Annotated in this window: 22 protein-coding genes; 12 read left to right on the top strand and 10 right to left on the bottom strand. The window is 46.8% G+C overall.

Annotation, left to right across the window (positions count from 1 at the left end; translation table 11 throughout):
- Nucleotides 1-9: 9 nt before the first annotated feature.
- On the bottom strand, nt 10-693 hold the full coding sequence (locus J7E26_RS04630) for an ABC transporter ATP-binding protein (RefSeq protein WP_214801809.1): 684 nt from the start codon (nt 691-693) through the stop codon (nt 10-12).
- Nucleotides 694-707: 14 nt separating this feature from the next.
- Nucleotides 708-2,126 (bottom strand): ABC transporter permease, encoded by a 1,419-nt coding sequence (locus J7E26_RS04625; RefSeq protein ID WP_214801806.1) that lies wholly within the window; start codon nt 2,124-2,126, stop codon nt 708-710.
- 212 nt (nt 2,127-2,338) lie between these two features.
- Here J7E26_RS04625 and yclJ point away from each other — a divergent pair, with 212 nt between their 5' ends.
- The 4 genes from yclJ (at nt 2,339) to phrC (ending at nt 5,846) form a co-directional block, all read left to right on the top strand.
- Nucleotides 2,339-3,022 carry a two-component system response regulator YclJ gene (yclJ, locus tag J7E26_RS04620; protein WP_214801804.1) on the top strand — a complete coding sequence of 228 codons (684 nt, stop codon included), beginning with the start codon at nt 2,339-2,341 and terminating at the stop codon, nt 3,020-3,022.
- Entirely contained in the window at nt 3,009-4,436 is a 1,428-nt protein-coding gene (yclK, locus tag J7E26_RS04615; RefSeq protein ID WP_214801802.1) for a two-component system sensor histidine kinase YclK, read from the top strand. Before yclJ ends, yclK begins: the two co-directional genes overlap by 14 nt.
- Before the next feature lie 158 nt (nt 4,437-4,594).
- Nucleotides 4,595-5,743 carry a response regulator aspartate phosphatase gene (locus tag J7E26_RS04610; RefSeq protein ID WP_214801800.1) on the top strand — a complete coding sequence of 383 codons (1,149 nt, stop codon included), beginning with the start codon at nt 4,595-4,597 and terminating at the stop codon, nt 5,741-5,743.
- The gene (gene phrC, locus J7E26_RS04605; RefSeq protein WP_013351005.1) at nt 5,727-5,846 is read left to right on the top strand and encodes a phosphatase RapC inhibitor PhrC; all 120 of its coding nucleotides are present in this window, start codon (nt 5,727-5,729) and stop codon (nt 5,844-5,846) included. The genes J7E26_RS04610 and phrC overlap by 17 nt, the downstream gene beginning before the upstream one ends.
- A gap of 80 nt (nt 5,847-5,926) precedes the next feature.
- On the opposite strand, the gene J7E26_RS04600 is transcribed toward phrC, so the two are convergent.
- The 3 genes from J7E26_RS04600 to J7E26_RS04590 all read right to left on the bottom strand — a co-directional run bounded on the left by J7E26_RS04600 (nt 5,927) and on the right by J7E26_RS04590 (nt 7,984).
- Nucleotides 5,927-6,262, bottom strand: a complete 336-nt coding sequence (locus J7E26_RS04600) for a hypothetical protein (RefSeq protein ID WP_214801797.1) — start codon at nt 6,260-6,262, stop codon at nt 5,927-5,929.
- A 173-nt stretch (nt 6,263-6,435) separates the two neighbouring features.
- Complete coding sequence (locus tag J7E26_RS04595) at nt 6,436-6,525, bottom strand: YjcZ family sporulation protein (RefSeq protein ID WP_285288994.1); 90 nt, start codon at nt 6,523-6,525, stop codon at nt 6,436-6,438.
- Between the two features lie 94 nt (nt 6,526-6,619).
- The gene (locus J7E26_RS04590) at nt 6,620-7,984 is read right to left on the bottom strand and encodes an aspartate kinase (protein WP_214801919.1); all 1,365 of its coding nucleotides are present in this window, start codon (nt 7,982-7,984) and stop codon (nt 6,620-6,622) included.
- Between the two features lie 415 nt (nt 7,985-8,399).
- Between J7E26_RS04590 and J7E26_RS04585 the strand changes: the two genes are divergently transcribed.
- From J7E26_RS04585 to J7E26_RS04570, 4 genes are read left to right on the top strand one after another with little or no spacing between them, the layout of a single operon-like run.
- Complete coding sequence (locus J7E26_RS04585; protein ID WP_214801793.1) at nt 8,400-9,353, top strand: ABC transporter permease; 954 nt, start codon at nt 8,400-8,402, stop codon at nt 9,351-9,353.
- A complete protein-coding gene (locus J7E26_RS04580) occupies nt 9,343-10,290 on the top strand; it encodes an iron chelate uptake ABC transporter family permease subunit (protein ID WP_214801789.1) in 948 nt (315 codons plus the stop codon). Before J7E26_RS04585 ends, J7E26_RS04580 begins: the two co-directional genes overlap by 11 nt.
- A complete protein-coding gene (locus J7E26_RS04575) occupies nt 10,284-11,042 on the top strand; it encodes an iron ABC transporter ATP-binding protein (protein ID WP_214801786.1) in 759 nt (252 codons plus the stop codon). The genes J7E26_RS04580 and J7E26_RS04575 overlap by 7 nt, the downstream gene beginning before the upstream one ends.
- 20 nt (nt 11,043-11,062) lie before the next feature.
- Nucleotides 11,063-12,016, top strand: coding sequence for a siderophore ABC transporter substrate-binding protein (locus J7E26_RS04570; RefSeq protein ID WP_214801783.1), 954 nt, complete (start codon nt 11,063-11,065; stop codon nt 12,014-12,016).
- Between the two features lie 58 nt (nt 12,017-12,074).
- Here J7E26_RS04570 and J7E26_RS04565 read toward each other — a convergent pair whose 3' ends face one another.
- The 4 genes from J7E26_RS04565 to J7E26_RS04550 form a co-directional block, all read right to left on the bottom strand.
- Entirely contained in the window at nt 12,075-13,496 is a 1,422-nt protein-coding gene (locus J7E26_RS04565) for an MDR family MFS transporter (protein WP_214801778.1), read from the bottom strand.
- 17 nt (nt 13,497-13,513) lie between these two features.
- Nucleotides 13,514-14,389: a TetR/AcrR family transcriptional regulator gene (locus tag J7E26_RS04560; RefSeq protein ID WP_214801774.1), complete on the bottom strand. Its 876-nt coding sequence runs from the start codon at nt 14,387-14,389 to the stop codon at nt 13,514-13,516.
- A 160-nt stretch (nt 14,390-14,549) separates the two neighbouring features.
- Nucleotides 14,550-15,296, bottom strand: coding sequence for an NADPH-dependent oxidoreductase (locus J7E26_RS04555; protein WP_214801772.1), 747 nt, complete (start codon nt 15,294-15,296; stop codon nt 14,550-14,552).
- Nucleotides 15,297-15,312: 16 nt separating this feature from the next.
- Nucleotides 15,313-15,600 carry a putative quinol monooxygenase gene (locus J7E26_RS04550; RefSeq protein ID WP_214801769.1) on the bottom strand — a complete coding sequence of 96 codons (288 nt, stop codon included), beginning with the start codon at nt 15,598-15,600 and terminating at the stop codon, nt 15,313-15,315.
- Nucleotides 15,601-15,740: 140 nt separating this feature from the next.
- Between J7E26_RS04550 and J7E26_RS04545 the strand changes: the two genes are divergently transcribed.
- A complete protein-coding gene (locus tag J7E26_RS04545; RefSeq protein WP_214801766.1) occupies nt 15,741-16,055 on the top strand; it encodes an ArsR/SmtB family transcription factor in 315 nt (104 codons plus the stop codon).
- A 26-nt stretch (nt 16,056-16,081) separates the two neighbouring features.
- Here J7E26_RS04545 and gabR read toward each other — a convergent pair whose 3' ends face one another.
- Nucleotides 16,082-17,494 (bottom strand): MocR-like transcriptional regulator GabR, encoded by a 1,413-nt coding sequence (gabR, locus tag J7E26_RS04540; RefSeq protein WP_214801761.1) that lies wholly within the window; start codon nt 17,492-17,494, stop codon nt 16,082-16,084.
- A gap of 111 nt (nt 17,495-17,605) precedes the next feature.
- Here gabR and gabT point away from each other — a divergent pair, with 111 nt between their 5' ends.
- From gabT to J7E26_RS04525, 3 genes are all read left to right on the top strand, one after another.
- Entirely contained in the window at nt 17,606-18,913 is a 1,308-nt protein-coding gene (gene gabT / locus J7E26_RS04535) for a 4-aminobutyrate--2-oxoglutarate transaminase (RefSeq protein WP_214801758.1), read from the top strand.
- Nucleotides 18,914-18,990: 77 nt separating this feature from the next.
- Nucleotides 18,991-20,376, top strand: coding sequence for a succinate-semialdehyde dehydrogenase (gene gabD, locus J7E26_RS04530; protein ID WP_214801755.1), 1,386 nt, complete (start codon nt 18,991-18,993; stop codon nt 20,374-20,376).
- A gap of 139 nt (nt 20,377-20,515) precedes the next feature.
- On the top strand, nt 20,516-21,415 hold the full coding sequence (locus J7E26_RS04525) for a DMT family transporter (protein ID WP_214801752.1): 900 nt from the start codon (nt 20,516-20,518) through the stop codon (nt 21,413-21,415).
- Nucleotides 21,416-21,437: the final 22 nt, after the last annotated feature.

Below are 21,437 nucleotides of genomic sequence, written 5' to 3'. Positions count from 1 at the left end.
GCGCGGTTTTTAGGAAACAGCCGTGCCGTTTTCCTTCACTGTGAAACTTCCTCTGGATAATCGGATATTGATATCGGATACTTTGGCAATTTGTTCGTCATGCGTGACCATAATGACGCATTTATCGCCTTTGTGAGCCAATTCCTGAAAGAGCCGGACAATTTCCTTTGACGTATCCTCATCAAGATTTCCCGTCGGTTCATCCGCGTAAATCAAATCCGTATCACAGCAGAACGCCCGCGCAATCGAAACCCGCTGCTGCTGTCCGCCGCTTAATGTCAGCACCCGCTGCCGCGCCTGCTGTTCCGTGATGCCGACTCTTTTTAGCATACTGAGCGCGAACGCGTCTTTGTTTTTTTCCTTAGACCCGGTAATCTCCATTGCCGTTGTGACATTTTGGAGCGCCGTCATATACGGAATCAGATTATAAGATTGAAAGACGATAGAAACGTATTGATTTCTGAAATTCGTTAATCCGATTTTGGAAATGGCTGTTCCGTTATAAAGAATGCTTCCCTCTTTAGGTGTATCAAGGCCGCCTGCCAGAGACAAAAATGTTGTTTTCCCCGTTCCGGAGGCGCCGACAATTGTATAAAACTTTCCTTTTTCAAAGCTGATATTAATATGCTGAAACAGCGGCTGTGATTTGTCTTGATACCAATAGCCGGCCTGTTGAAAGGTTAATAGGCTCATTACGCCGCCTCCTTTTACTCCTGCTTGGTCAGGATGGTTTTAGGGTGAAGCCGCATGATTGATACAGACGGCAATACTGTGGCAATAATGCCGATGCCGATGCCGATTCCGCCCAGAATCAAAAGGTCATTCAGCGAGACGTTCACTTGGATGGAACTGATGACGTCCGTACTTGATGAATGATGGCCGAACATACCGACTCCCCGTGATATTTCGCCCCAGCCGCCTGCCGCTTGCTGTGTATCGTTTGATGAGCTGATCTTCTGCGAAAGAAGCTGGTTTCCTAGCTGATTGGCGATCAGGCTGCCCGTCACGGCCGCGATGCCGATAGCGATTACGGCGACGATCAGAATTTCCGTTAAAAACTGTCCGATGAGCTTCCAGCGTTTTTCGCCGATCGCCATTAAGACGCCCATTTCATACTTGCGTTCCCTGATTGACATCATCACGATTAAACCGAGAATGACCGCGCCTGCGATGGACACGAGATACACCACATTTTTAGAAAATGACGCCGCATTTTCAATCGGGCCAACCATCCGCTGGTATACCTGGTCATTTGCAGTAAGCGTGTACGTTTTAAAATCGATGGATGTTTTTTTCGCCGCGGCAACAAATGAACCAATATATTTGGCATCATCCATATAATAAACGGCCGAATTGATTTTATTTTTGTAATCAGAGCCTTTCAAAGCCGCTGCCGCAGTGTAAGGCGTGTAGATTTTGTTGTCAGGATTTAAGAATGAAAAATGCTGTGCCTGATCATCTCCTGAGGATGTCGTTTTATATAAGCCTATAATTTTAAGCTTGACCGTCGCTGATTCATTTGAAGCTGATGAAACAGTGATGGAATCGCCGACTTTTAGCTTGTTTTGATTTGCCAGTGTTTCATTGATGACTGCGGTCTTAGTGCCTATGTCCGTCTTTGTGATGGCGCGGCCTTCGGTGATTTTTGAGCTTTTGCCGGTGAAGTCATCAAGCAGCGCTGTGCTGAGTACGCCCTCGACTGAAATATCCGCTGACATCATTTGTCTTCCGCCGCCCTGAAAACGGCTGCCGCCGGAACCGGTATCGGAGCTTTCAATCGCTTCAAAACTCTCTGCGTTCGCTGAGGCAGTTGTGAGAAAGTTATAGTTTTTGACATGCTGTAAGGCTGTAAGCTTGTTTGCGTCCGATACAGAAATCGGCGTCGATTCAAATGTGCGCTTCTCCCCTTTGTTTTGCTGCTGTGCCATTTGCTTTTGGCGGTCAACCTGGAGTGTGACGCTCCCGCCAAGCTGCTGTCTTGCCAGCTCGCTTGATTTCTTTGCCGCCGACTGGATGGTAAGCCCGGACAGCACAAAAATGCAAATCACCGAAAACACGACTGCCTGCAAAAATGTCTTTCCCTTTTTTGCCTTCATGCTCCAAAAGGCTCTTTTGATAAAGTTCATGTCTGTTCCTCCGTATAGGTGTCAGATCTTGTAAAACCGGCCATCTTTAGCACCGGTAATCCGATACGTATATAGTAGGAGAAAAGTATGAAAAAAATATGAACAAACTATTTCCGGGCGATGAAATAAAAACTAACAATTGTGAATCGCGAAAACATCCGGGTGAAATGATGCTATTATAAGAAAAAGCGTCAAGACAAGCGGAGGATACAATGAAAATATTAATGGTAGAAGATAATATAAGCGTGTGCACCATGACAGAAATGTTCTTTTTTAAAGAAGGTTTCGAAGCGGAATTTGTCCATGACGGGCAGGAAGGATATCAGCGGTTTACGGAAGGCGAATGGGATTTGATCATACTCGATATCATGCTCCCATCCATGGACGGAGTGACGATCTGCCGGAAAATAAGAGAGACGAGCAGTGTGCCGATTATTATGCTGACGGCGAAAGATACAGAGTCCGACCAGGTCATCGGATTTGAAATGGGGGCGGACGACTATGTCACCAAGCCGTTCAGCCCGCTGACATTGGTCGCGCGGATTAAAGCAGTCATCAGAAGGTACCGGGCAACGGGGCAGGCGGTCAAAAGCGACGACATGATCGAGACCGCATGCTTTACGATCAATAAGAAAACCAGAGAAGTATTTCTGCACGGAGTTCCTGTTGAGAACCTGACGCCGAAGGAATTCGACCTGCTCTTTTATCTCGTGCAAAACCCGCGCCAGGTCTTTTCAAGAGAGCAATTGCTCGAACAGGTGTGGGGCTATCAATTTTACGGTGATGAGCGTACGGTTGATGTTCATATTAAACGGCTGCGCAAAAAGCTGTCCAGTGAGGAAAAACCGTTTTTATACACGGTGTGGGGGGTAGGATATAAATTTGATGAGGATTAAATACTTATACCAGCTCCTTTTGAGCCATGTCAGCATTTTGATTTTGGCATTTCTCATTATCATTTCTTTGTTTTCGCACTTTGTGAAGGATTTTGCCTATCAAAATAAAGTGGATGAACTGTCCTCCTACGCGCGGCAGATCACCATGGAGCTTGACGGGCGGGATCTGGATTTGCGGCGTTTGTATCCGTATCAGGACATTTTAAAAACGAGGGAGACACGGTTTATCATTTTTGATGAAAAGCAGCGGCCTTACTTTTTCCCGGATGATATGCCGCCGCATGAAAAGCTGAAGCGTAAAGAATGGCAAATGCTGAAACAAGGGAAAACCGTTCAAATCAGAGCGGAAATGAATCGTTTCAACAACGAAGGCTTAGAGGTATCATTGGTCGCAAAGCCCATTTTCATCAGCCAACAATTTAAAGGCGCCGTGCTGCTGGTTTCTCCTGTCAGGGGAGTTGAGCAGATGATCGGCCAGGTCAACCGCTATATGTTTTACGCGATCATCGGCACGCTGATCATCACCATTTTGTTAAGCTGGCTGCTGTCTAAGTTTCACGTCAGACGGATTCAGACATTGCGTGACGCGACCGGAAAAGTGGCGTCCGGCGATTACGACATTTCCCTCAAGAGCAGCGGCAGGGATGAAATCGGCATGCTGGCATCTGATTTTAATATTATGGCGAAGAATTTAAAGCAGTCACGAGAGCAGATTGACCGCCTTGAAAAGCGGAGGCGCCAGTTTATCGCGGATGTCTCGCACGAACTGAGAACCCCGCTTACGACCATTAACGGATTGGTGGAAGGGCTGAACAGCAATGCCATTCCCGAAAAGGATAAAGAGAAGTGCTTCTCGCTGATCAGTGAAGAGACGAAGCGGATGCTGCGGCTCGTGAAGGAAAACCTGGATTATGAAAAAATCAGATCCCAGCAGATCAAGCTGGACAAGCTGAGTGTGCCGCTTATCGAGGTGTTTGAAATTATTAAAGAGCATCTCAATCAGCAGGCCGAAGAGAAACAAAACAAGCTGCTGATTCAAGTGGATGACGGGATAAAAGTGTATGCCGATTATGACAGGCTCATCCAAATCCTCGTCAACATTACGAAAAACAGCATTCAATTTACGCAAAACGGAGAAATCCGGCTGCGCGGTTATGAAGGCTATAAAGAAACGATTATCGAAATTAAAGACACAGGAATCGGCATTTCCAAAGAGGAAATCGAGCACATATGGGAACGATTCTACAAGGCGGACGTCTCCAGAACGAACACGGCTTACGGCGAATACGGCCTCGGCCTGTCCATTGTCAAACAGCTCGTCGAATTGCATAAAGGCACGATAGACATTGAAAGCGAAAAAGGAAAAGGCACGGCCTTTAAAATCCGCCTTCCGTTGAATACGAAAACTGAATAAGCATCAAATCGGCGGCCTAAAATGGCTGCCGTTTGTTTCATTTTGACTTCGGCAATTGCGCTCTGCCGAAACAAAGTTTGCGTGTTTTTCGGGATGGAAAGACACGGAAACGTGATAAAATAACTGTTAAACAGGTCTTGGATGGGGAGGGTGAAGGAATGAAGAGCGGGTTAATTCCTTCTTCAGCAGTCGGGCAGAAGATTAACGAGTGGTATCAATACATAAGAACATTCAGCGTGCCGGATGCAGAGATTTTGAAAGCCGAGATCAAACAAGAACTTGACCATATGGAGCCAGATTCCAACTTGGTGCTTTATTACTCACTCATGGAATTTCGTCATCAGCTGATGCTGGACTATCTGGAGCCGCTGGAAAAACTGAAGATTGAAGATCAGCCGAGCCTATCAGAAATCTTAGACAACATTGATAACAGCCAGGCCGGCCTGAAAGGGCTTCTGGATTATTACGTCAATTTCTTCAGAGGCATGTTTGAATTTGATAAAAGAGAATTTATATCGGCAATTACTTATTATAAACAGGCTGAAAAAAAGCTGGCCTTCGTGTCGGACCATGTGGAAAGGGCAGAGTTTTATTTTAAAGTGGCCGAAGCGTATTATTATATGAAGCAAACGTATTTTTCCCTGATACATATTAAAAACGCTTATGAAATTTATGTGGAGCAGGACACATATCATGTGAGAATCATCCAATGCCATTTCGTGTTCGGCGTCAATTTGATGGATGAAAGGCGCTTTGAACAAGCGGCGAAGCATTTTGAACACGCTTTAAAAATGGCCGAAAAAGAAGAAAAAGCGCAGCTGGTCGGAAGAGCGCTGTATAACCTCGGATTATGTTATTACAATCAAGACCGCATTGATTCCGCCATCCCGTACTTTGAACAAGCGGTTGATACATTTGAATCACACAGAATCGTCAATTCACTTCCTCAAGCTTACTTTCTAATCACACAAATTTACTTTAAACTCGGAAAAAATGCAAAAGCGGCGGAATATCACAAACGGGGTTATGAATATGCTAAAGAAACAGACGATCCCGATTACGCGGTAAAATTCGAATGGCTGCACGCTCTGTATCAGGCGAAACCGGACGAAGAAAAAATCAACACCTGTTTTCGCTACCTAGCAAATAAAAATTTGTACGCCGATATAGAGGATTTAGCACTAGAAGCAGCTAAATATTACTATGAACAAAAATGCTTTGAGATGTCTTCTTACTATTTTCTCAAAGTCGAAGAGGCAAGAAAACAAATACAAAGGAGTGAGGGTTTGTATGAAATTGAAATCTAAATGGTTTGTCATTTGTTTAGCGGCCGCCGCGATCTTTACAGCTGCAGGAGTAAGCCAAACTGACCAGGCTGAATTCCATGTAGCAGAAAGAGGAATGACGTAAGAAGAAAAGCCCCCTACAAAGGGACGGACTGCCTGGGAACAATCTCGGCAGTCTTTTTTATATTCTTCCTTGAAATGCTTTTAGTTACTAAAGTTCCCATCTTTCATTTTTAGATTGAATGTATCATAATCCTCTTTGTCAAAAGAGACAGTTACTCTAGCCACTCTTTCTGAATTTGGGTAAAGGTATAATTGCTGAGTGAATTTCAACCCTGAACGTCCAGTGATCCGGTAAATAAAGTTTAAAATTTTAAAACACTCTAAGTCTATTCCATCTTTTAAATGGTTCTTGATACTAATAGATACGATGTTATCAGTGATTTCAAATCTGGGTTTCCGGGGAGAAATATTGTTTATTTTACAAAGTCCCTTTACAGCCTGTTTAAACATATCTGAATCCCCACTGTTTTTCGCCAAAAAACTTCCTCCATTCCAATTATTCACTGAATATTACCATAAAAACAGCATGTATAGCTCTTCGGAATGGAAATTGTTTGCAGAGGCAGAGAGGAACCAAAGCCGCATAAGAAAACAAAAAAGAAGACGCCGCAGGATAATTTCCCGCAGCGCCTCCAATAGACGGAGTGATTTTAGAAACCGCCTACAAAGGCAGTTCCCACAATTACTAATAGGATAAACAACACAACAATCAACGCGAAAGAATTGTGATATCCTGACATTAGCTTCACCTCCATATTGTCTATACCATACTATATGTGAGTGAAGCTATTCTGTAAGGGATAATAGTGGACAGAGAAAAAAAGAGGCGGTTTCCTATGAGATTAAGACTCCTGCGAAAAATTCTTCATACAGCGCCTGAACCGCCCGTTTTTCCTGCTCTTCCTTGACGCCGAACATCATGCTCACCTCAGAAGAGCCTTGATTAATCATCTCAATGTTGATGTTCGCTTCTGATAACGCTTTTGATGCCCTTGCCGTTGTGCCGACATTATGGCGCATCGCTTCACCGACGACCATAATCAGCGCCAAATGGTGCCGGACGGTGACTTCATCGGCCTGAAGCTCTTGTTTCAGCCTTGCGACAAGCCTTTGTTCCAATGCAGGGTCCATTTGATTGTGCCTGAGAATAATCGTGATGTCATCAATCCCAGACGGCACGTGTTCATACGTTAAACCCTCATCCTCTAAAATCTGAAGGGCTTTGCGTCCGAAACCGATTTCTCTGTTCATTAAATATTTGCTTATGTACATGCTGCAAAAGCCCGTGTCGCTTGCGATGCCGATGACAGGTCCGTTTGTATGATCGCGTCTGCTGACGACACGGGTTCCCTTCGCGTCCGGGTTGTTCGTATTTTTAATCTGAACGGGAATGCCTGCCCGAAATGCGGGAATGAGCGCCTCATCATGAAAGACGGAGAAGCCGGCATACGAAAGCTCGCGCAATTCCCGATATGTCAGTTCATTGATTTCTTTCGGATTTTGAACGATCGACGGGTTGACGGAATAGACGGCGTCCACGTCCGTGAAATTCTCGTACAGGTCGGCTTTTAATCCGTTTGCGAGAATAGAGCCGGTGATATCAGAGCCGCTCCGGGAAAAGGTCAGGACGCAGCCTTCTTTGCTGTATCCGAAAAATCCCGGGAAAATGATCAGGCCTTCACGATTTCGCAGGCGGTACAAATGATCATAGGCTTCAGGAAGCACCTGCGCGTTGCCCGGCTCATTCGTCACAAACAGCCCGGCTTCCTTAGGGCTGACATATTCCGCTTTAACCCCCTGATGCCTGAAGTATGCCGCGACCAGCTTCGCATTGTTATCCTCGCCGCTCGCTTTAACCGCGTCCATATACTGTTCGGGATTGCTTTTATCGCCGTTTAAGAGCGTGAACAAGTCATCGCGGATTCTTTCAATAATAGAGGAATCCAAGTTCAGCTCACGCGCGATGCTTGCGTACCGTTCGATGACCGCTTCAGCAAGTTCGGGCGCTTTTCCTTTCTGCAAGTAATGCTCTGCACAGGCGATCAACAGATCCGTCACCTTTGTATCGTTCGAGAAGCGCTTTCCCGGCGCCGAGACGACTACTGCTTTTCGTGACGGATCAGCCGTCACGATGTGAAACACCTTTTCAAGCTGTGCCCCTGACGCGAGGGAGCTGCCTCCGAATTTTACAACTTTCATCATTTTACATCCCCTAATGTTTAAATTTTCTCACAAATTTAATTTTTATTATCTCTCTTTCATTCGTGTAAATCAAGGGGTTTTTCTATACTGGGTGAACATTTGTATTTACAGAAAGGAATATCAGCGTTGTTTGTCAGATTTACTTCCTGACAAGTGGGCATGTATTTGGAAAATATGATAACTGTCCAAACAATGGTTATAGAAAATCCTGCAAATTATTGATAGACTTATTGTAAAACAGTTAATGTACGAACCCGGGAAGACCGTTTGTGCACGCAAAACCATATTGACTATGCCCGGAAAGATGATAAGATTGTAATTGCAGTTGATAATGATAATCATTACGAGTCGGGCTGTATCGGAGTTGCCGTACAAGGGGTCTTACCGTTTGAGAAGGGTGCAGGGAGGCAGCATGAAGCTACGTTACTTACTTTTGTTACTGGCGGTATTGGCGGTTGCTTCTACCTTTATCGGAGTAGAAGATCTGTCGCCGCTGGATGTATTTCATTTAAATAAAGAACAGGCCGGTACATTATTTGACAGCCGTCTGCCGCGTCTGGTGAGCATTATTATCGCCGGCATGAGCTTGAGCATCTGCGGATTAATTATGCAGCAGATCAGCCGAAATAAGTTTGTTTCGCCGACAACCGCGGGAACAATGGATTGGGCTAGACTCGGCATTTTAATCTCATTAATGCTGTTTACTTCAGCGAGTCCGCTTACGAAAATGTTTATCGCTTTTATATTCGCTTTGGCAGGAAATTTCCTCTTTATGAAAATCCTCGAGAGAATCAAGTTTAATAATACGATTTTTATTCCTCTCGTCGGTTTAATGCTAGGGAATATTGTCAGCTCAATCGCCACATTTATCGCATATAAATACGATTTGATTCAAAATCTCTCATCATGGCTGCAGGGGGATTTCTCGCTGGTTGTAAAAGGCAGGTATGAGCTTTTATACCTGAGCATTCCGCTTGTGATCATTGCTTATGTTTATGCGGATAAATTTACCGTGGCGGGGATGGGAGAGAGCTTTTCCGTCAACCTCGGCCTGAAGTATAAACGGGTTGTGAATATCGGTCTGATCATCGTGTCGCTCATTGCCTCACTCGTGATTCTGACCGTCGGGATGCTGCCGTTTCTCGGATTGATCATTCCCAATATGGTTTCGATCTACAAGGGAGATAATTTGAGGAGCAGCCTCCCTCATACGGCTCTGTTAGGCGCCGTTTTTGTGCTGTTTTGCGATATATTGGGGAGATTGATTATTTTCCCGTACGAAATTTCAATCGGCCTGATGGTCGGAGTTATCGGCAGCGGCATCTTCCTGTATATGCTGTTAAGGAGAAAAGCATATGAGTCATAATAAAAAAATTACGCTGCTGGCGGCACTCGCCATGTTATGTATCGGATTATTTTTGTTTTACGGTCTGGGCAATTGGGAGTATTCACTGCCGAGACGCTGCTTCAAAGTGCTCGCCATGATGCTGACGGGCGGAGCGATCGCGTTTTCCACGGTGATCTTCCAGACAATTACGAATAACCGCATCCTGACACCGGGTATTTTAGGCCTTGATTCCTTGTATATGCTCATTCAGACCGTCATTGTTTTTCTGTTTGGATCAATGAATATCGTCATGATGAATAAGAACCTGAATTTCGCCATCTCCGTCGGGCTGATGGTTCTGTTATCTCTCCTTTTGTATCAGCTCATGTTTAAAGGGGAAGGGCGGAATGTGTTTTTCCTTCTTCTTGTCGGTGTCGTGTTCGGGACTTTGTTCAACAGCTTGTCATCGTTTATGCAGATGCTGATTGATCCGAATGAGTTTCAGGTGGTTCAAGACAAATTGTTTGCCAGCTTTAACAATATCAATACGGATCTTTTAGGCTTTGCCGGCTTGATATTCCTTCTTACCGGCATCTATGTCTGGCGGTTTACGCGGTTTTTTGACGTGCTGTCGCTGGGAAGGGAGCACGCCGTCAATCTGGGAATCGAGTACGATAAGCTGGTGAAACAAATGCTCATCGTAGTCGCCATTCTTGTTTCTGTATCAACGGCTCTTGTCGGGCCGATCATGTTTTTAGGGCTGCTCGTCGTCAATTTGGCGAGAGAGTTTTTGAAAACATACAGGCACACGTATTTAATCGCGGGCTCTGTCCTGATCAGTATGATCGCGCTTATCGGAGGCCAATTCGTGGTGGAGAAAGTGTTCACCTTTTCCACGACGCTGAGCGTCATTATTAATTTTGCCGGCGGGATTTATTTTATCTACTTGCTGTTAAAGGAGAATAAATCATGGTAGAGGTCAAAAATGTAAGCAAACAATACGGAGGGAAGATTGTCCTTGAGGAAACGTCTTTGGTGATACAAAAGGGCAGGCTCACCTCGTTTATCGGTCCTAACGGCGCCGGCAAAAGCACGCTGCTGTCTATCATGAGCCGGCTGATTAAGACGGATTCGGGAGAAATCACCGTCGACGGACAGGAGATCGGGGCGTGCAAAAGCAATGAACTGGCTAAAAAAATCAGCATCCTGAAGCAGGCGAACCAAATTAATATCCGGCTGACCATTAAAGACTTAGTCAGCTTCGGCCGTTTTCCCTATTCGCAGGGGAAGCTGACGGCTGAAGATTGGACGCATATTAACCAAGCCATCGGTTATATGAAGCTTGCCGATATTCAGGATAAATACCTCGATCAGCTGAGCGGCGGACAATGCCAAAGGGCGTTTATCGCGATGATCATCGCCCAGGATACGGATTACATTTTTCTCGATGAGCCGCTGAACAATTTGGATATGAAGCACTCGGTTGAAATGATGAAGCTTTTGAAGCGGCTTGTGAAAGACTTTGGAAAAACGGTCGTCGTAGTGATTCACGATATCAACTTCGCATCGGTATATTCAGACCATATCGTTGCCTTAAAAAACGGCCGTGTCGTAAAAGAAGGGCCTGCTGAGGAGATCATTGAGACCTCCGTGCTGGAAGAGATTTATGATATGACCATTCCGATTCAAGAGATTGACAGTCAGCGGATCGGTGTTTACTTTTCTTAATAACAGATGGGGTGAAGATAATGAAAAAATTCGCATTGCTATTCATAGCGCTCATAACGGTTTTCGTTGTTTCTGCGTGCGGAAACGGAAGCGCGGATAAAACATCCGGCAAATCAAAAAAAGATACAATCACGATTAAGGATGACCTGAACAAAGAAGGAGTCAACGTGCCGAAGAATCCGAAAAAGGTTGTTGTGTTCAACCTCGGAATGCTTGACACAATGGACGAACTCGGTTTACAGGACCATGTAGCGGGGCTGCCGAAGCAAAGCCTGCCAAAATACTTATCTAAATACAAAGATGATAAATACGCCAATACCGGAAGCTTAAAGGAACCGGATTTTGAGAAAGTCGCAGAACTTGATCCCGATTTAATCATTATTGCTCACAGACAATCTGATTCTTACAAAGAGTTTTCAAAAATCGCACCGACGCTTTACCTTGATGATGACTATACAAACTACGTTGACAGATTCAAACACAATACTGAAGTCATCGGCAAAATCTTTAATAAAGAAAACGAAGTGAAAGATAAAGTTGCGAAGATCGATCAATCCATTTCTGATCTGAAGAAAAAAACAAGCAAAATGAATAAAAACGGTTTGGTTGTGATGGCGAACGACGGTAAAATCAGTGCGTTCGGATCTAAATCAAGATACGGCTTCATTCATGACGTATTCGGCGTCAAACCGGCTGACAAGAATATTGAGGCCTCATTACACGGACAAAGCATTTCTTATGAATACATCGCCAAAACAAATCCAGACTACATGTTTGTCGTTGACCGCGGAACCGCGATCGGCACAACCTCTTCGACAAAACAAGTGGTTGAAAACGATTATGTAAAATCCGTTAACGCGGTGAAAAATAACCATGTCGTGTACCTTGACTCAGCTGTCTGGTATTTATCCGGCGGCGGACTGGAATCCATGGCGCAAATGGTGAAAGAAGTAAAAGACGGAATCGAGAAGTAAAAAAAGAACCCGATCACACGAGAGCTGTGATCGGGTTCTTTTGGTTTTAAATGAATTATTATCGTGTGACCGGCTGCTGCTCGGCGGGACGCGGTTTTTTCTTCAAGGTGAAGGATAGCAGGAAGCCTGCGAGCGCGATGCATGCGGCCACGATAAACGCGGCATTCATGCCGTGCAGGGCGGCGTTTGCCGGGCTGTGTGCATCTGCGTGCGCCGCCTGATTGCTCATCACGGAAACGAGCAGCGCCGTTCCGATAGAGCCGCCGACTTGTCGGACGGTATTGTTCATGGCCGTTCCGTGCGGGATTAAGTGGCGCGGCAGCGCGTTAATCCCTGCTGTCGTCACAGGCATCATAATCATCGCCGTTCCCAGCAAGCGGGCGGTATAAACGACGACGATCCAAATGAGAGACGTCGTATCAGTCAGATTCATAAACGGCAGAGAGGTGAGCAGGATGATGAAGAAACCGCCTATCGCCAGCCCTTTTCCGCCGATTCTGTCAAAAATCCGGCCGATAAACGGCGACATCATACCCATTACAATCGCGCCCGGCAGCAGCATTAATCCCGTATCAAACGCCGATACTCCTCTGACCTTTTGTGTGTAAAGCGGGAGAATGGTTTCCGTTCCGATCAGCAGAGCGAAAACGAGCGTACCAAGCAAGGTGGTCAGGCTGAAAATCCCAAAGGAAAACACGCGGAATTCCAGCATCGGTTTTTTGAGTTTCATCTGTCTTGTGATAAATAAGATGAGCGCAGCAGCCCCGACCAGAAGCGAGATCAGCACTGTGGAGCTGCCCCATCCGTATGATCCGACGCTTGAGAAACCGTACAGCAGCCCGCCGAACCCTAAGGTAGACAGGATGACTGATAAAATATCAATCTGTGTTTCTCTTAATGTCGTCACGTTTTTCATCAGGACAATCGCTAAGATTAAATCAATGACCGCCACCGGGAAGATGATATAAAACAAAGATCTCCAAGAGAATGCTTCGACAGCCCACCCGGAAAGCGTCGGGCCGATAGCCGGCGCAAATGAAATGACCAAGCCGACCATCCCCATGGCGCGGCCGCGTTTTTCAATCGGAAAAATCGTGAGAAATACCGTTTGCATAAGCGGCAACATAATCCCGGCGCCGGCTGCTTGGATGATCCGCGCCGTTAATAACACCGGAAAGTTTGGGGCAAAGGCGCCGACAATGGTTCCCGCCGTAAAAATACTCATAGCGGTAATCAGCAGGGTGCGGCTCGTGAATTTCTCAATTAAAAATGCGGTAATCGGTATTAAAATTCCGTTTGTCAGCATAAATGATGTCGTCAGCCATTGGGCTTTGTTGGCGTCAATATTGAAGTCAGTCATAATGTGCGGCAGCGCCGTGATTAACAGCGTCTGATTTAAAATGGCGACAAACGCGCCCGCCAAAAGAATTCCGACAATGACGGAGCGGTTATATGGTTTAGGTTCGATACTCGTATTCAAACAGATTCCTTCTTTCTTTATAGAATAAGCAGTGTTTTAACGGTTGCGAGCGGCGGCTGCAAAGGTCCGGTTTGCTCTAAATAACCGATGAGCGCTTTTAAGAGAAAGTCCCGCGGCTCTTCTTTGGCTGTTTCTTCCTCCAGCATGCACACCGCGGATGTCAGGCCGCAGACATCATATTTTTCCCCTGGAAGCACTGAAACGGTTTCTTTCAGCTCCTCCAGACTTTCTGCTAACAAGGCCGTTTTGTTTTTCGGCTGAAAGGAGGAAGCAGAGGTGACATAAAGGTCGATAATGTCCTGAGGCAAGGTGTTACCGGTTTGTCTGTTTTTGACGATGAGATTCAGATGGCGGATGATAAATTCCGTCAGCGGCGTCAGATCAAGAGGCTCTTCTTCCAGCTTAATTAACGTGATGCACTCTCTCAGCATGCCCTGCAGGACAATGACCAGCTCCCACACATAGGGCGTGATGCCTTCGCCGTACGTCTGAACTAATGAATCGCGGTGCCAGCAGATAAAGGTGGAACGCGCCCTGTGAATATGCCGTTTCACCCGCTCATTAATAGAGGAGGGGCTTCCGTACATCAGCATATTGAAAAACTGCTGGTTGCGCCTGAAGCCTTCAAGCTCAGCCATCAGTTTTTTGGCAAACCGTTCTTCGGGGGTCAGGCTTGTTTCTTCATTCAGCATGGAAGCCGTTGCGACCATCTGCTTTTGATTGAAATCCAGCAGCTCCAGCAGCAAATCTTCCTTTGATTCGAACAGCTTATATAAGGACGCTTTGGAAACTTTGCACTCCTCCGCAATCGCCTGCATCGAAACCGACGTAAAACTCTTCTCGGAGAAAAGCTTCCTTGCCGCCAGCAGAATATCCGTTTTCTTATCGTTCATGTGGCTATTTCCTTCCTTCGTAAACAATAGAAAACCCACTGGTTCACAGAAAACCAATGAGTACATGATGAAAATATTAACAAATGCATTCGAACGGTGTCAACGCTTTTGCCTGAGAAAAAGAAAAAACCTGCCGGATCAGATCCGGCAGGCTGTTATCTTATTTATCCGTCTTAAATCCTTGCTTTTCAAGCATTTCGCGAATATGAGGATAATAGAGCTGTTTGTAGTAGGCTGTGATGCCTTGTGACCAGTTTCTTGTTTCCTGTCCGTTGGTGCGCTGCTTCATGTACTCGGACATTTGCTTGTCATAGGCTTCAATATGTGTTCTTAAGTCTTCCTCTTGGTACGTTTCATGATGCAGTACAGCGGCTTGCGGCAGGCGCGGTTTTTTCGCAGAACGGTCTGCCGGGCGGCCGACGACGAGGCCTGAGACAGGGAAAACGTATTTCGGAAGCTTCAGCAATTCAATCAGTTCGTCCGGCTTGCCGCGCACGGCGCCGATCGGCACAGTGCCGAGGCCCATTGATTCCGCCGCAGCGGTTGCCGTTCCGAGCGCGATGCCGACATCTACGGCGCTGACAAGGACGGACTCTAATCCGTTCGTAATTTCAAGCGGTGTATCATTATATTCTTCAAGTGCAATTTTGGCGCGGTTAAAATCAGCGCAGAATAAAAGGAAAACCGGCGCTTGGTCAATCCATGGCTGTCCGCCGGCCAATTCGGAGATTTTCTTTTTTCTTTCTTTATCCCGCACCGCGATCACGGTAAACTGCTGTCCGTTAATGGAAGTGGGGGCAGCCTGTGCGGCTTGGATGATCAGGTCGAGCTCTTCTTCGGTTACCGGTTCATCAGTGTAACTCCGTATGGATCGGTGATCTGTTAATAATTGAAGCACTTCGTTCATGTCAGCCATCCTTTCGTTAGTCCGCCAGCTCTGTGCGAACGACATCAAGCGGAGCGTTCAGCAGTTCTTTTCCTTTTGCGACGAATCCTTGGAAATGCTCTGTTCCGTTATGGAATTTCATTGCTTCTTCATCTTTCCATTTTTCGAGCATGACGAACGTATTTTCTTCGCCGGCCTTTTCAAACAGATCGTACTGTACATTTCCTTCTTCCGCGCGTGAATGATGAACAAGCGATTGAGCCTCTCCTAAAAATTCCTCGCGTTTTTCTGGTTTTACTTTCATGTAAGCTTGTAAGACGATCATGACAATTCCTCCTGATTGGGTTTATTTGTTATAGTTCGAATATTATCGAACTAACTGTAACATGTTTAACGGCGTAAGGCAAAGAAAATACCCTCCTGCCTAAATTGTCACCCGCAGCTGATATGTGTTACATTTGATTTATGAACATTCCAAACCATCCTGAAACCAATCATTTGCAGCTGACAAAAGTTCTTCACGCTCTCAGTGATCCGCTCCGCTTAGAGCTGGTCAAGCAATTGGCTGAAACAGCAGAAAAAACGTGCAGCACATGCGCTGATATCCGGGTTGCGAAATCAACGCTGTCTCACCACTTCAAAGTGCTGAGGGAAGCGGGAATCGCCCAAGTGCGCATAGACGGGAAGCATCGCTATTATTCCCTGCGCAAAGGTGATTTACAAGAGGCGTTTCCAGGTTTGCTGGAAGCGGTGCTGCAAATAGAGCCAACCCGCTGGTAAACCAATCCCCGGAACCGGGGGTTTTTTTATGCTCCGAAAACCGCCCGATAAAGCCTTGTCACGCCTTCTTCGATATCGTTCTGCTTCAGGCGGGCGAATCCGAGGATCAGCTTCGGTTTTTCTGACACGCCGCCTGCTTCCAGCCGAAAACGGCTCATTGCGAACAGGTCAAGCTGTTGGGCAGCTGCGCGGGCCAATATGTCTTTTTCTGAACGGGCGCAGTCAAATTCAGTGACAAAATGCAGGCCCGCGTTCGCGCCTATTAAGGTGATTGTTTCTCCGAAAGCTTCTTCTAAAGCCGAAATGAGGCGCTCCCGTATGTCCTTATAATGCTGCTTCATTTTTTTTATATGCTTCTGATATTCACCGGAATCAATGAACTCCTTAAGCGCCAGCTGGGCAAGCGTGTTGCACGTATGCAGATCATACGTCCTTTGTTTGAATACCCGCAAAAGATCAGGCGGCAAGACCATATAACTTATGCGCAGGCCGGGAAGAAGTGATTTCGAAAATGTCCCCATGTAGATGACATTTTGAAATCGGTCCAGGCTTTGAAGCGCGGGGATGGTGTCCGCGTCATATTTAAATTCACTGTCATAGTCATCTTCAATAATGCAGCGGTTTTCTTGCTCAGCAGCCCAGTTCAAAAGCTGAATCCGCCGGGAAACGGGCATGATGACGCCGGACGGAAATTGATGGGACGGCGTGGTGATCAGCACATCGGGCCGGCGCCTGTCAATTTCCGTCATTGACATGCCTTTCTCATCAAGATGAATGGCAGCGGTCTGTTTTCCGAGGCTTTTCAATAGCCGGTACATCCTCATATAGCCCGGCTCCTCCATGGCGTACAGCGCGTCTTTTGGCAGCAGTTCGGTCAGAAGCTGCATCAGCATTTGCGTGCCCGCCCCGATCACGATCTGCTCCGGGCGGCATTTGACGCCTCTTGTTAAAGAAATAAGCCTTGAGATCGTTTCCCGCACCTCATATAAGCCTTGGGGATGGACGAGTTCACCGAGTGTGTGAAATGAGCGGGCCGCGGCTTTCTGCTCACAGCGGAACCAGCTTTTTAACGGAAAATGCGCCGTGTCCACGCTCATATGCGAAAACGAAATCCAGCCGCTCTTATCCGGTTCCTGCTCCTTTAAATCGTCAGGCAATGCCGATCCAAAAGGCTTCTCTTCATGATAAAACGTATCAATTTCTTCAACGAAAAATCCTTTTCTCTCAATGGCATATAAGTAGCCTTCCGAAAGCAGCTGCTGGTAGGCGGAATTCACTGAATTCACACTGACCTTTAACGTATCGGCGAGCTCCCGTTTAGAAGGCACCTTTGTGTGGGGCGGGAGGCTGCGGTCTAAAACGGCCGCTTTTATTTTCTGATAAATTTGCTGATAAATGTAATCCGCCGTTTCCGAATGATCAATCGACATCGTTATCATAACCCGGTCACTCCGTTTCATCTGATACCATGGAAAAATTAAAATTGGTACTTTTTATCATACCAAAAAGAAGTCAGAATGATAAGAAAACAGTGCAGGGGGATGAAATAGATGAGTCAAACAACAGCATCGGGAAGAACGACAGCCCAGTGGCAGGAAAAACGGGATCAATTTGTATCAAACGGCGTCGGCAACGGAAACCGCAGCATGGCGGTAAAAGGAGAAGGGGCGCTTTTATATGACTTGGACGGCAGAAAGTTCATTGATTTTGCCGGAGCGATCGGAACGTTAAATGTCGGCCATTCCCATCCGAAGGTGGTTGAGGCTGTGAAGAAGCAGGCTGAGGATCTGATTCATCCCGGCTTTAACGTCATGATGTATCCGTCCTATATTGAATTAGCCGAAAAGCTTTGCAACCTTGCGCCGGGGGATCATGACAAAAAAGCGATCTTCCTGAACTCAGGAGCGGAAGCGGTTGAAAACGCCGTGAAAATCGCCAGAAAATATACGAAACGCCAAGGCGTTGTCTCCTTCACACGGGGATTTCACGGGCGCACCAATATGACGATGAGCATGACAAGCAAGGTAAAGCCTTATAAATTCGGCTTCGGCCCATTTGCCTCAGAGGTGTATCAGGCGCCGTTTCCTTACTATTATCAAAAGCCCGCCGGGATGAGCAATGAGCAATACGATGACTTTATTATAAAGGCCTTTGATGATTTCTTTATCTCCTCAGCCGCGCCTGAAACCGTTGCTTGTGTCGTGATGGAGCCTGTTCAGGGCGAAGGCGGCTTTATTATTCCTTCGAAACGTTTCGTTCAGCATGTCGCTGATTTCTGTAAGGAACATAGCATCGTGTTTGTGGCGGATGAGATACAGACCGGTTTTGCCAGAACGGGCACGTACTTTGCGATTGAGCATTTCGGCGTTGTGCCTGATTTAATCACAGTTTCCAAATCGCTTGCTGCCGGACTGCCGCTCAGCGGAGTCATCGGGCGTGCGGAAATCCTTGATGCAGCGGCGCCGGGCGAGCTGGGCGGCACGTATGCGGGAAGCCCGCTCGGCTGTGCGGCTGCGCTCGCCGTACTGGATATTATTGAAGAAGAAGGTCTTAATCAGCGGTCAGAGGAAATCGGGCAGATCATTGAAGAGCAGGCGCTTGAATGGAAAAAAGAACACGCCTTTATCGGAGAAGTGCGCAGACTCGGGGCGATGGCCGCCATTGAAATTGTCAAAGATCAAGTTACGCGTGAACCGGATAAAGCTAAAGCCGCTGCTATCGCCAAAACAGCCAACGAAAACGGACTGCTTCTCTTAACAGCGGGAATCAACGGCAACATTATCAGATTTCTGACGCCGCTTGTGATGACGGATGAGCAGCTTGCAGAAGGCCTTGAGATTATTGAAGCAGCTCTGTAAGCTCATTGTTGGAAAGCTCAAGGATGAGTCTGCTATCATGAGAAGTAACACACATAGCAGAGAAAGGAATGTTCAATATGCCAGAACAATTAACGGTTTACAATCCGGCGACGGGAGAGGCGATCGAAAGCATCCCTCAGCAAACGGCTCAGGAAGTTGAAGAAGCGATTGAACGTTCACATCAAGCGTTTCAATCATGGTCTAAAACATCAGCCGGAGAACGTGCGTCACTTTTAAGAAAATGGTATGAGCTGATTGTTGAACATAAAGAAGAACTTGCGGAATTAATTACGAAGGAAAACGGGAAACCGTACCAAGAGGCGGTCGGCGAGGTATTATACGGGGCAGGCTACATCGAATGGTTTGCGGAAGAAGCGAAACGCATATACGGCAGAACGGTTCCTGCGGCGGCGGGCAAGCGGATTGTCGTCACGCGCCAGGCGGTCGGCCCGGTTGCGGCGATTACGCCTTGGAATTTCCCGAATGCGATGATCACAAGAAAAGCAGCGCCGGCTTTGGCGGCAGGCTGTACGTTCATCATTAAACCGGCAGAGGACACGCCGCTTTCTGCTTACGCACTTGCGCGTCTTGCTTATGAAGCGGGTATTCCGAAGGACGTGCTGCAAGTGGTGATAGGAGACGGAGCAGAGATCGGAAACGTCTTTACCAGCAGCCCGAAAATCCGCAAAATTACATTTACCGGTTCAACGCCGGTCGGCAAAATCTTAATGAAAAACAGCGCCGATACGGTAAAACACATGTCTATGGAGCTTGGCGGGCATGCGCCGCTGATCGTAGACGAGGACGCTGATCTTGATCTCGCGGTAAAACAAACCATGGCCTCTAAATTCAGAAACGCAGGCCAAACGTGCGTCTGCGCGAACCGTTTAATCGTTCACGAGTCCATTAAGGATGAGTTTGCGAAAAAACTGAGTGAAGAGGCGGCAAAGCTCAAAGTCGGCAACGGCCTTGAGGAAGGCGTAAACGTCGGACCGGTCATCAACAAAAAAGGCTTCGACAAAATCGTCGGCCAAATCAATGACGCCGTGGAAAAAGGCGCAAAAGTGCTGACCGGCGGAACATTTGACCAAAACGATGAGAAAGGCTGCTATTTCGTTACGCCGACTGTGCTGGCAGACGTGGATACATCCATGAACATCATGCATGAAGAAACCTTCGGCCCGGTTGCGCCGATCGTTACTTTCTCTGATATTGATGAAGCGATTAAGCTTGCGAACGATACGCCGTTCGGGCTTGCGGCTTATTTCTTCACAGAAAATTACCGCCGCGGCATTTATATTTCAGAACAGCTTGAATACGGCATTATCGGCTGGAACGACGGCGGCCCGTCCGCAGTTCAAGCCCCGTTTGGCGGAATGAAAGAAAGCGGCATCGGCCGTGAAGGCGGTACAGAAGGAATTGAGCCTTATCTTGAAACAAAATATATGTCTATCGGACTTTAATTTCTGTAAAGGAAAGCCCCGCTTCAAGCGGGGCTTTTTTGATTGTGCAGGCAGGGCAAAATACGTATTGCGCCGTGTATGCGCCCGTAGTATATTTCTCATATATGTTTTCTGAATGTTAAGACAAGGATGATGAAAGATGAAACAGGACATGGAAAAAAGGAGATCGATCGGGCTTCCGCTTGTGATTTCCATTATCGCGATTTCTTTTTCTGCAATTATCGTGAAATGGTCGGGGGCGCCTGCCTCAGTGTTGAGCATGTACCGTATGCTTTTTGCCGCTGTTTTAATGCTTCCGTTTGTTGCAGGAAAGCGGGAGGAATTTTTGGGCATCCGTATGAGAGAGTGGGCGCTTTTAGGGGTATCGGGCTTTTTCCTCGGTTTGCACTTTGTGCTGTGGTTCGGGTCATTAAAGCTGACAACCGTTGCCAGCTCGACGGTTATTCTCGCGCTGCAGCCGATCATATCCCTTCTCGGGGGATATCTGATCTATAGAGAAAAAACGAGCGGGCGCGCCCTTTTAATTATGTGTGCTGCCGTTATCGGTTCCGCCATGATCGGCTGGGGCGATCTCGGGCACAGCCGGGCGGCCATTTTAGGTGACGCGCTGTCATTTTTCAGCGTGATAGCAGTGGTTTGTTATTTGTTAATCGGACAGCAAGCGGTCAAAAAAGTGTCACACTGGGTGTACAGCTTTTGTGTTTTCTTATTTGCCGGCTTTTTTCTGGTGATCTATAACGTAAGCGTGTCCGCCCCGTTCAGCGGCTATGCTGCGAGAGAGTGGGGTATCTTTTTGCTGCTGGCCGTCATCCCGACGATGTCGCATGTCATTAACAATTGGCTCTTGAACTTTGTGAATGCGACCACTATTTCTATGAGTATTCTCGGGGAACCGGTCGGAGCGACGATATTTGCTGTGCTTCTGCTTGGAGAACGTGTAACCTCCATTCAAATGGCGGGAGGCGTGCTCGTTCTGTGCGGCGTCTTTTTCTTTTTACTGCTGCAAAGACAAGGAAGCGCTATAAAACATACTGCTTAAATTTTTATGCTTGCCGGTGAGA

This window comes from Bacillus sp. ISL-51, from assembly GCF_018613535.1.
Lineage (GTDB): Bacteria > Bacillota > Bacilli > Bacillales > Bacillaceae > Bacillus.
Note: the sequence above shows the minus strand (reverse complement) of the source record. Positions and strands in the feature narration are given on the sequence as shown.

What these genes read in the sequence shown, in the direction of transcription:
- J7E26_RS04595 (WP_285288994.1), bottom strand. Translation starts at nt 6,525, where the DNA reads ATGTCAGGATATCACAATTCTTTCGCGTTGATTGTTGTGTTGTTTATC.
- J7E26_RS04550 (WP_214801769.1), bottom strand. Translation starts at nt 15,600, where the DNA reads ATGATCGTCTTACAAGCTTACATGAAAGTAAAACCAGAAAAACGCGAG.
- J7E26_RS04610 (WP_214801800.1), top strand. Translation starts at nt 4,595, where the DNA reads ATGAAGAGCGGGTTAATTCCTTCTTCAGCAGTCGGGCAGAAGATTAAC.
- J7E26_RS04545 (WP_214801766.1), top strand. Translation starts at nt 15,741, where the DNA reads ATGAACATTCCAAACCATCCTGAAACCAATCATTTGCAGCTGACAAAA.
- J7E26_RS04560 (WP_214801774.1), bottom strand. Translation starts at nt 14,389, where the DNA reads ATGAACGATAAGAAAACGGATATTCTGCTGGCGGCAAGGAAGCTTTTC.
- J7E26_RS04580 (WP_214801789.1), top strand. Translation starts at nt 9,343, where the DNA reads ATGAGTCATAATAAAAAAATTACGCTGCTGGCGGCACTCGCCATGTTA.
- J7E26_RS04570 (WP_214801783.1), top strand. Translation starts at nt 11,063, where the DNA reads ATGAAAAAATTCGCATTGCTATTCATAGCGCTCATAACGGTTTTCGTT.
- J7E26_RS04590 (WP_214801919.1), bottom strand. Translation starts at nt 7,984, where the DNA reads ATGAAAGTTGTAAAATTCGGAGGCAGCTCCCTCGCGTCAGGGGCACAG.
- J7E26_RS04625 (WP_214801806.1), bottom strand. Translation starts at nt 2,126, where the DNA reads ATGAACTTTATCAAAAGAGCCTTTTGGAGCATGAAGGCAAAAAAGGGA.
- J7E26_RS04630 (WP_214801809.1), bottom strand. Translation starts at nt 693, where the DNA reads ATGAGCCTATTAACCTTTCAACAGGCCGGCTATTGGTATCAAGACAAA.
- J7E26_RS04525 (WP_214801752.1), top strand. Translation starts at nt 20,516, where the DNA reads ATGAAACAGGACATGGAAAAAAGGAGATCGATCGGGCTTCCGCTTGTG.
- gabD (WP_214801755.1), top strand. Translation starts at nt 18,991, where the DNA reads ATGCCAGAACAATTAACGGTTTACAATCCGGCGACGGGAGAGGCGATC.
- phrC (WP_013351005.1), top strand. Translation starts at nt 5,727, where the DNA reads ATGAAATTGAAATCTAAATGGTTTGTCATTTGTTTAGCGGCCGCCGCG.
- J7E26_RS04555 (WP_214801772.1), bottom strand. Translation starts at nt 15,296, where the DNA reads ATGAACGAAGTGCTTCAATTATTAACAGATCACCGATCCATACGGAGT.
- J7E26_RS04585 (WP_214801793.1), top strand. Translation starts at nt 8,400, where the DNA reads ATGAAGCTACGTTACTTACTTTTGTTACTGGCGGTATTGGCGGTTGCT.
- yclJ (WP_214801804.1), top strand. Translation starts at nt 2,339, where the DNA reads ATGAAAATATTAATGGTAGAAGATAATATAAGCGTGTGCACCATGACA.
- gabT (WP_214801758.1), top strand. Translation starts at nt 17,606, where the DNA reads ATGAGTCAAACAACAGCATCGGGAAGAACGACAGCCCAGTGGCAGGAA.
- gabR (WP_214801761.1), bottom strand. Translation starts at nt 17,494, where the DNA reads ATGATAACGATGTCGATTGATCATTCGGAAACGGCGGATTACATTTAT.
- J7E26_RS04575 (WP_214801786.1), top strand. Translation starts at nt 10,284, where the DNA reads ATGGTAGAGGTCAAAAATGTAAGCAAACAATACGGAGGGAAGATTGTC.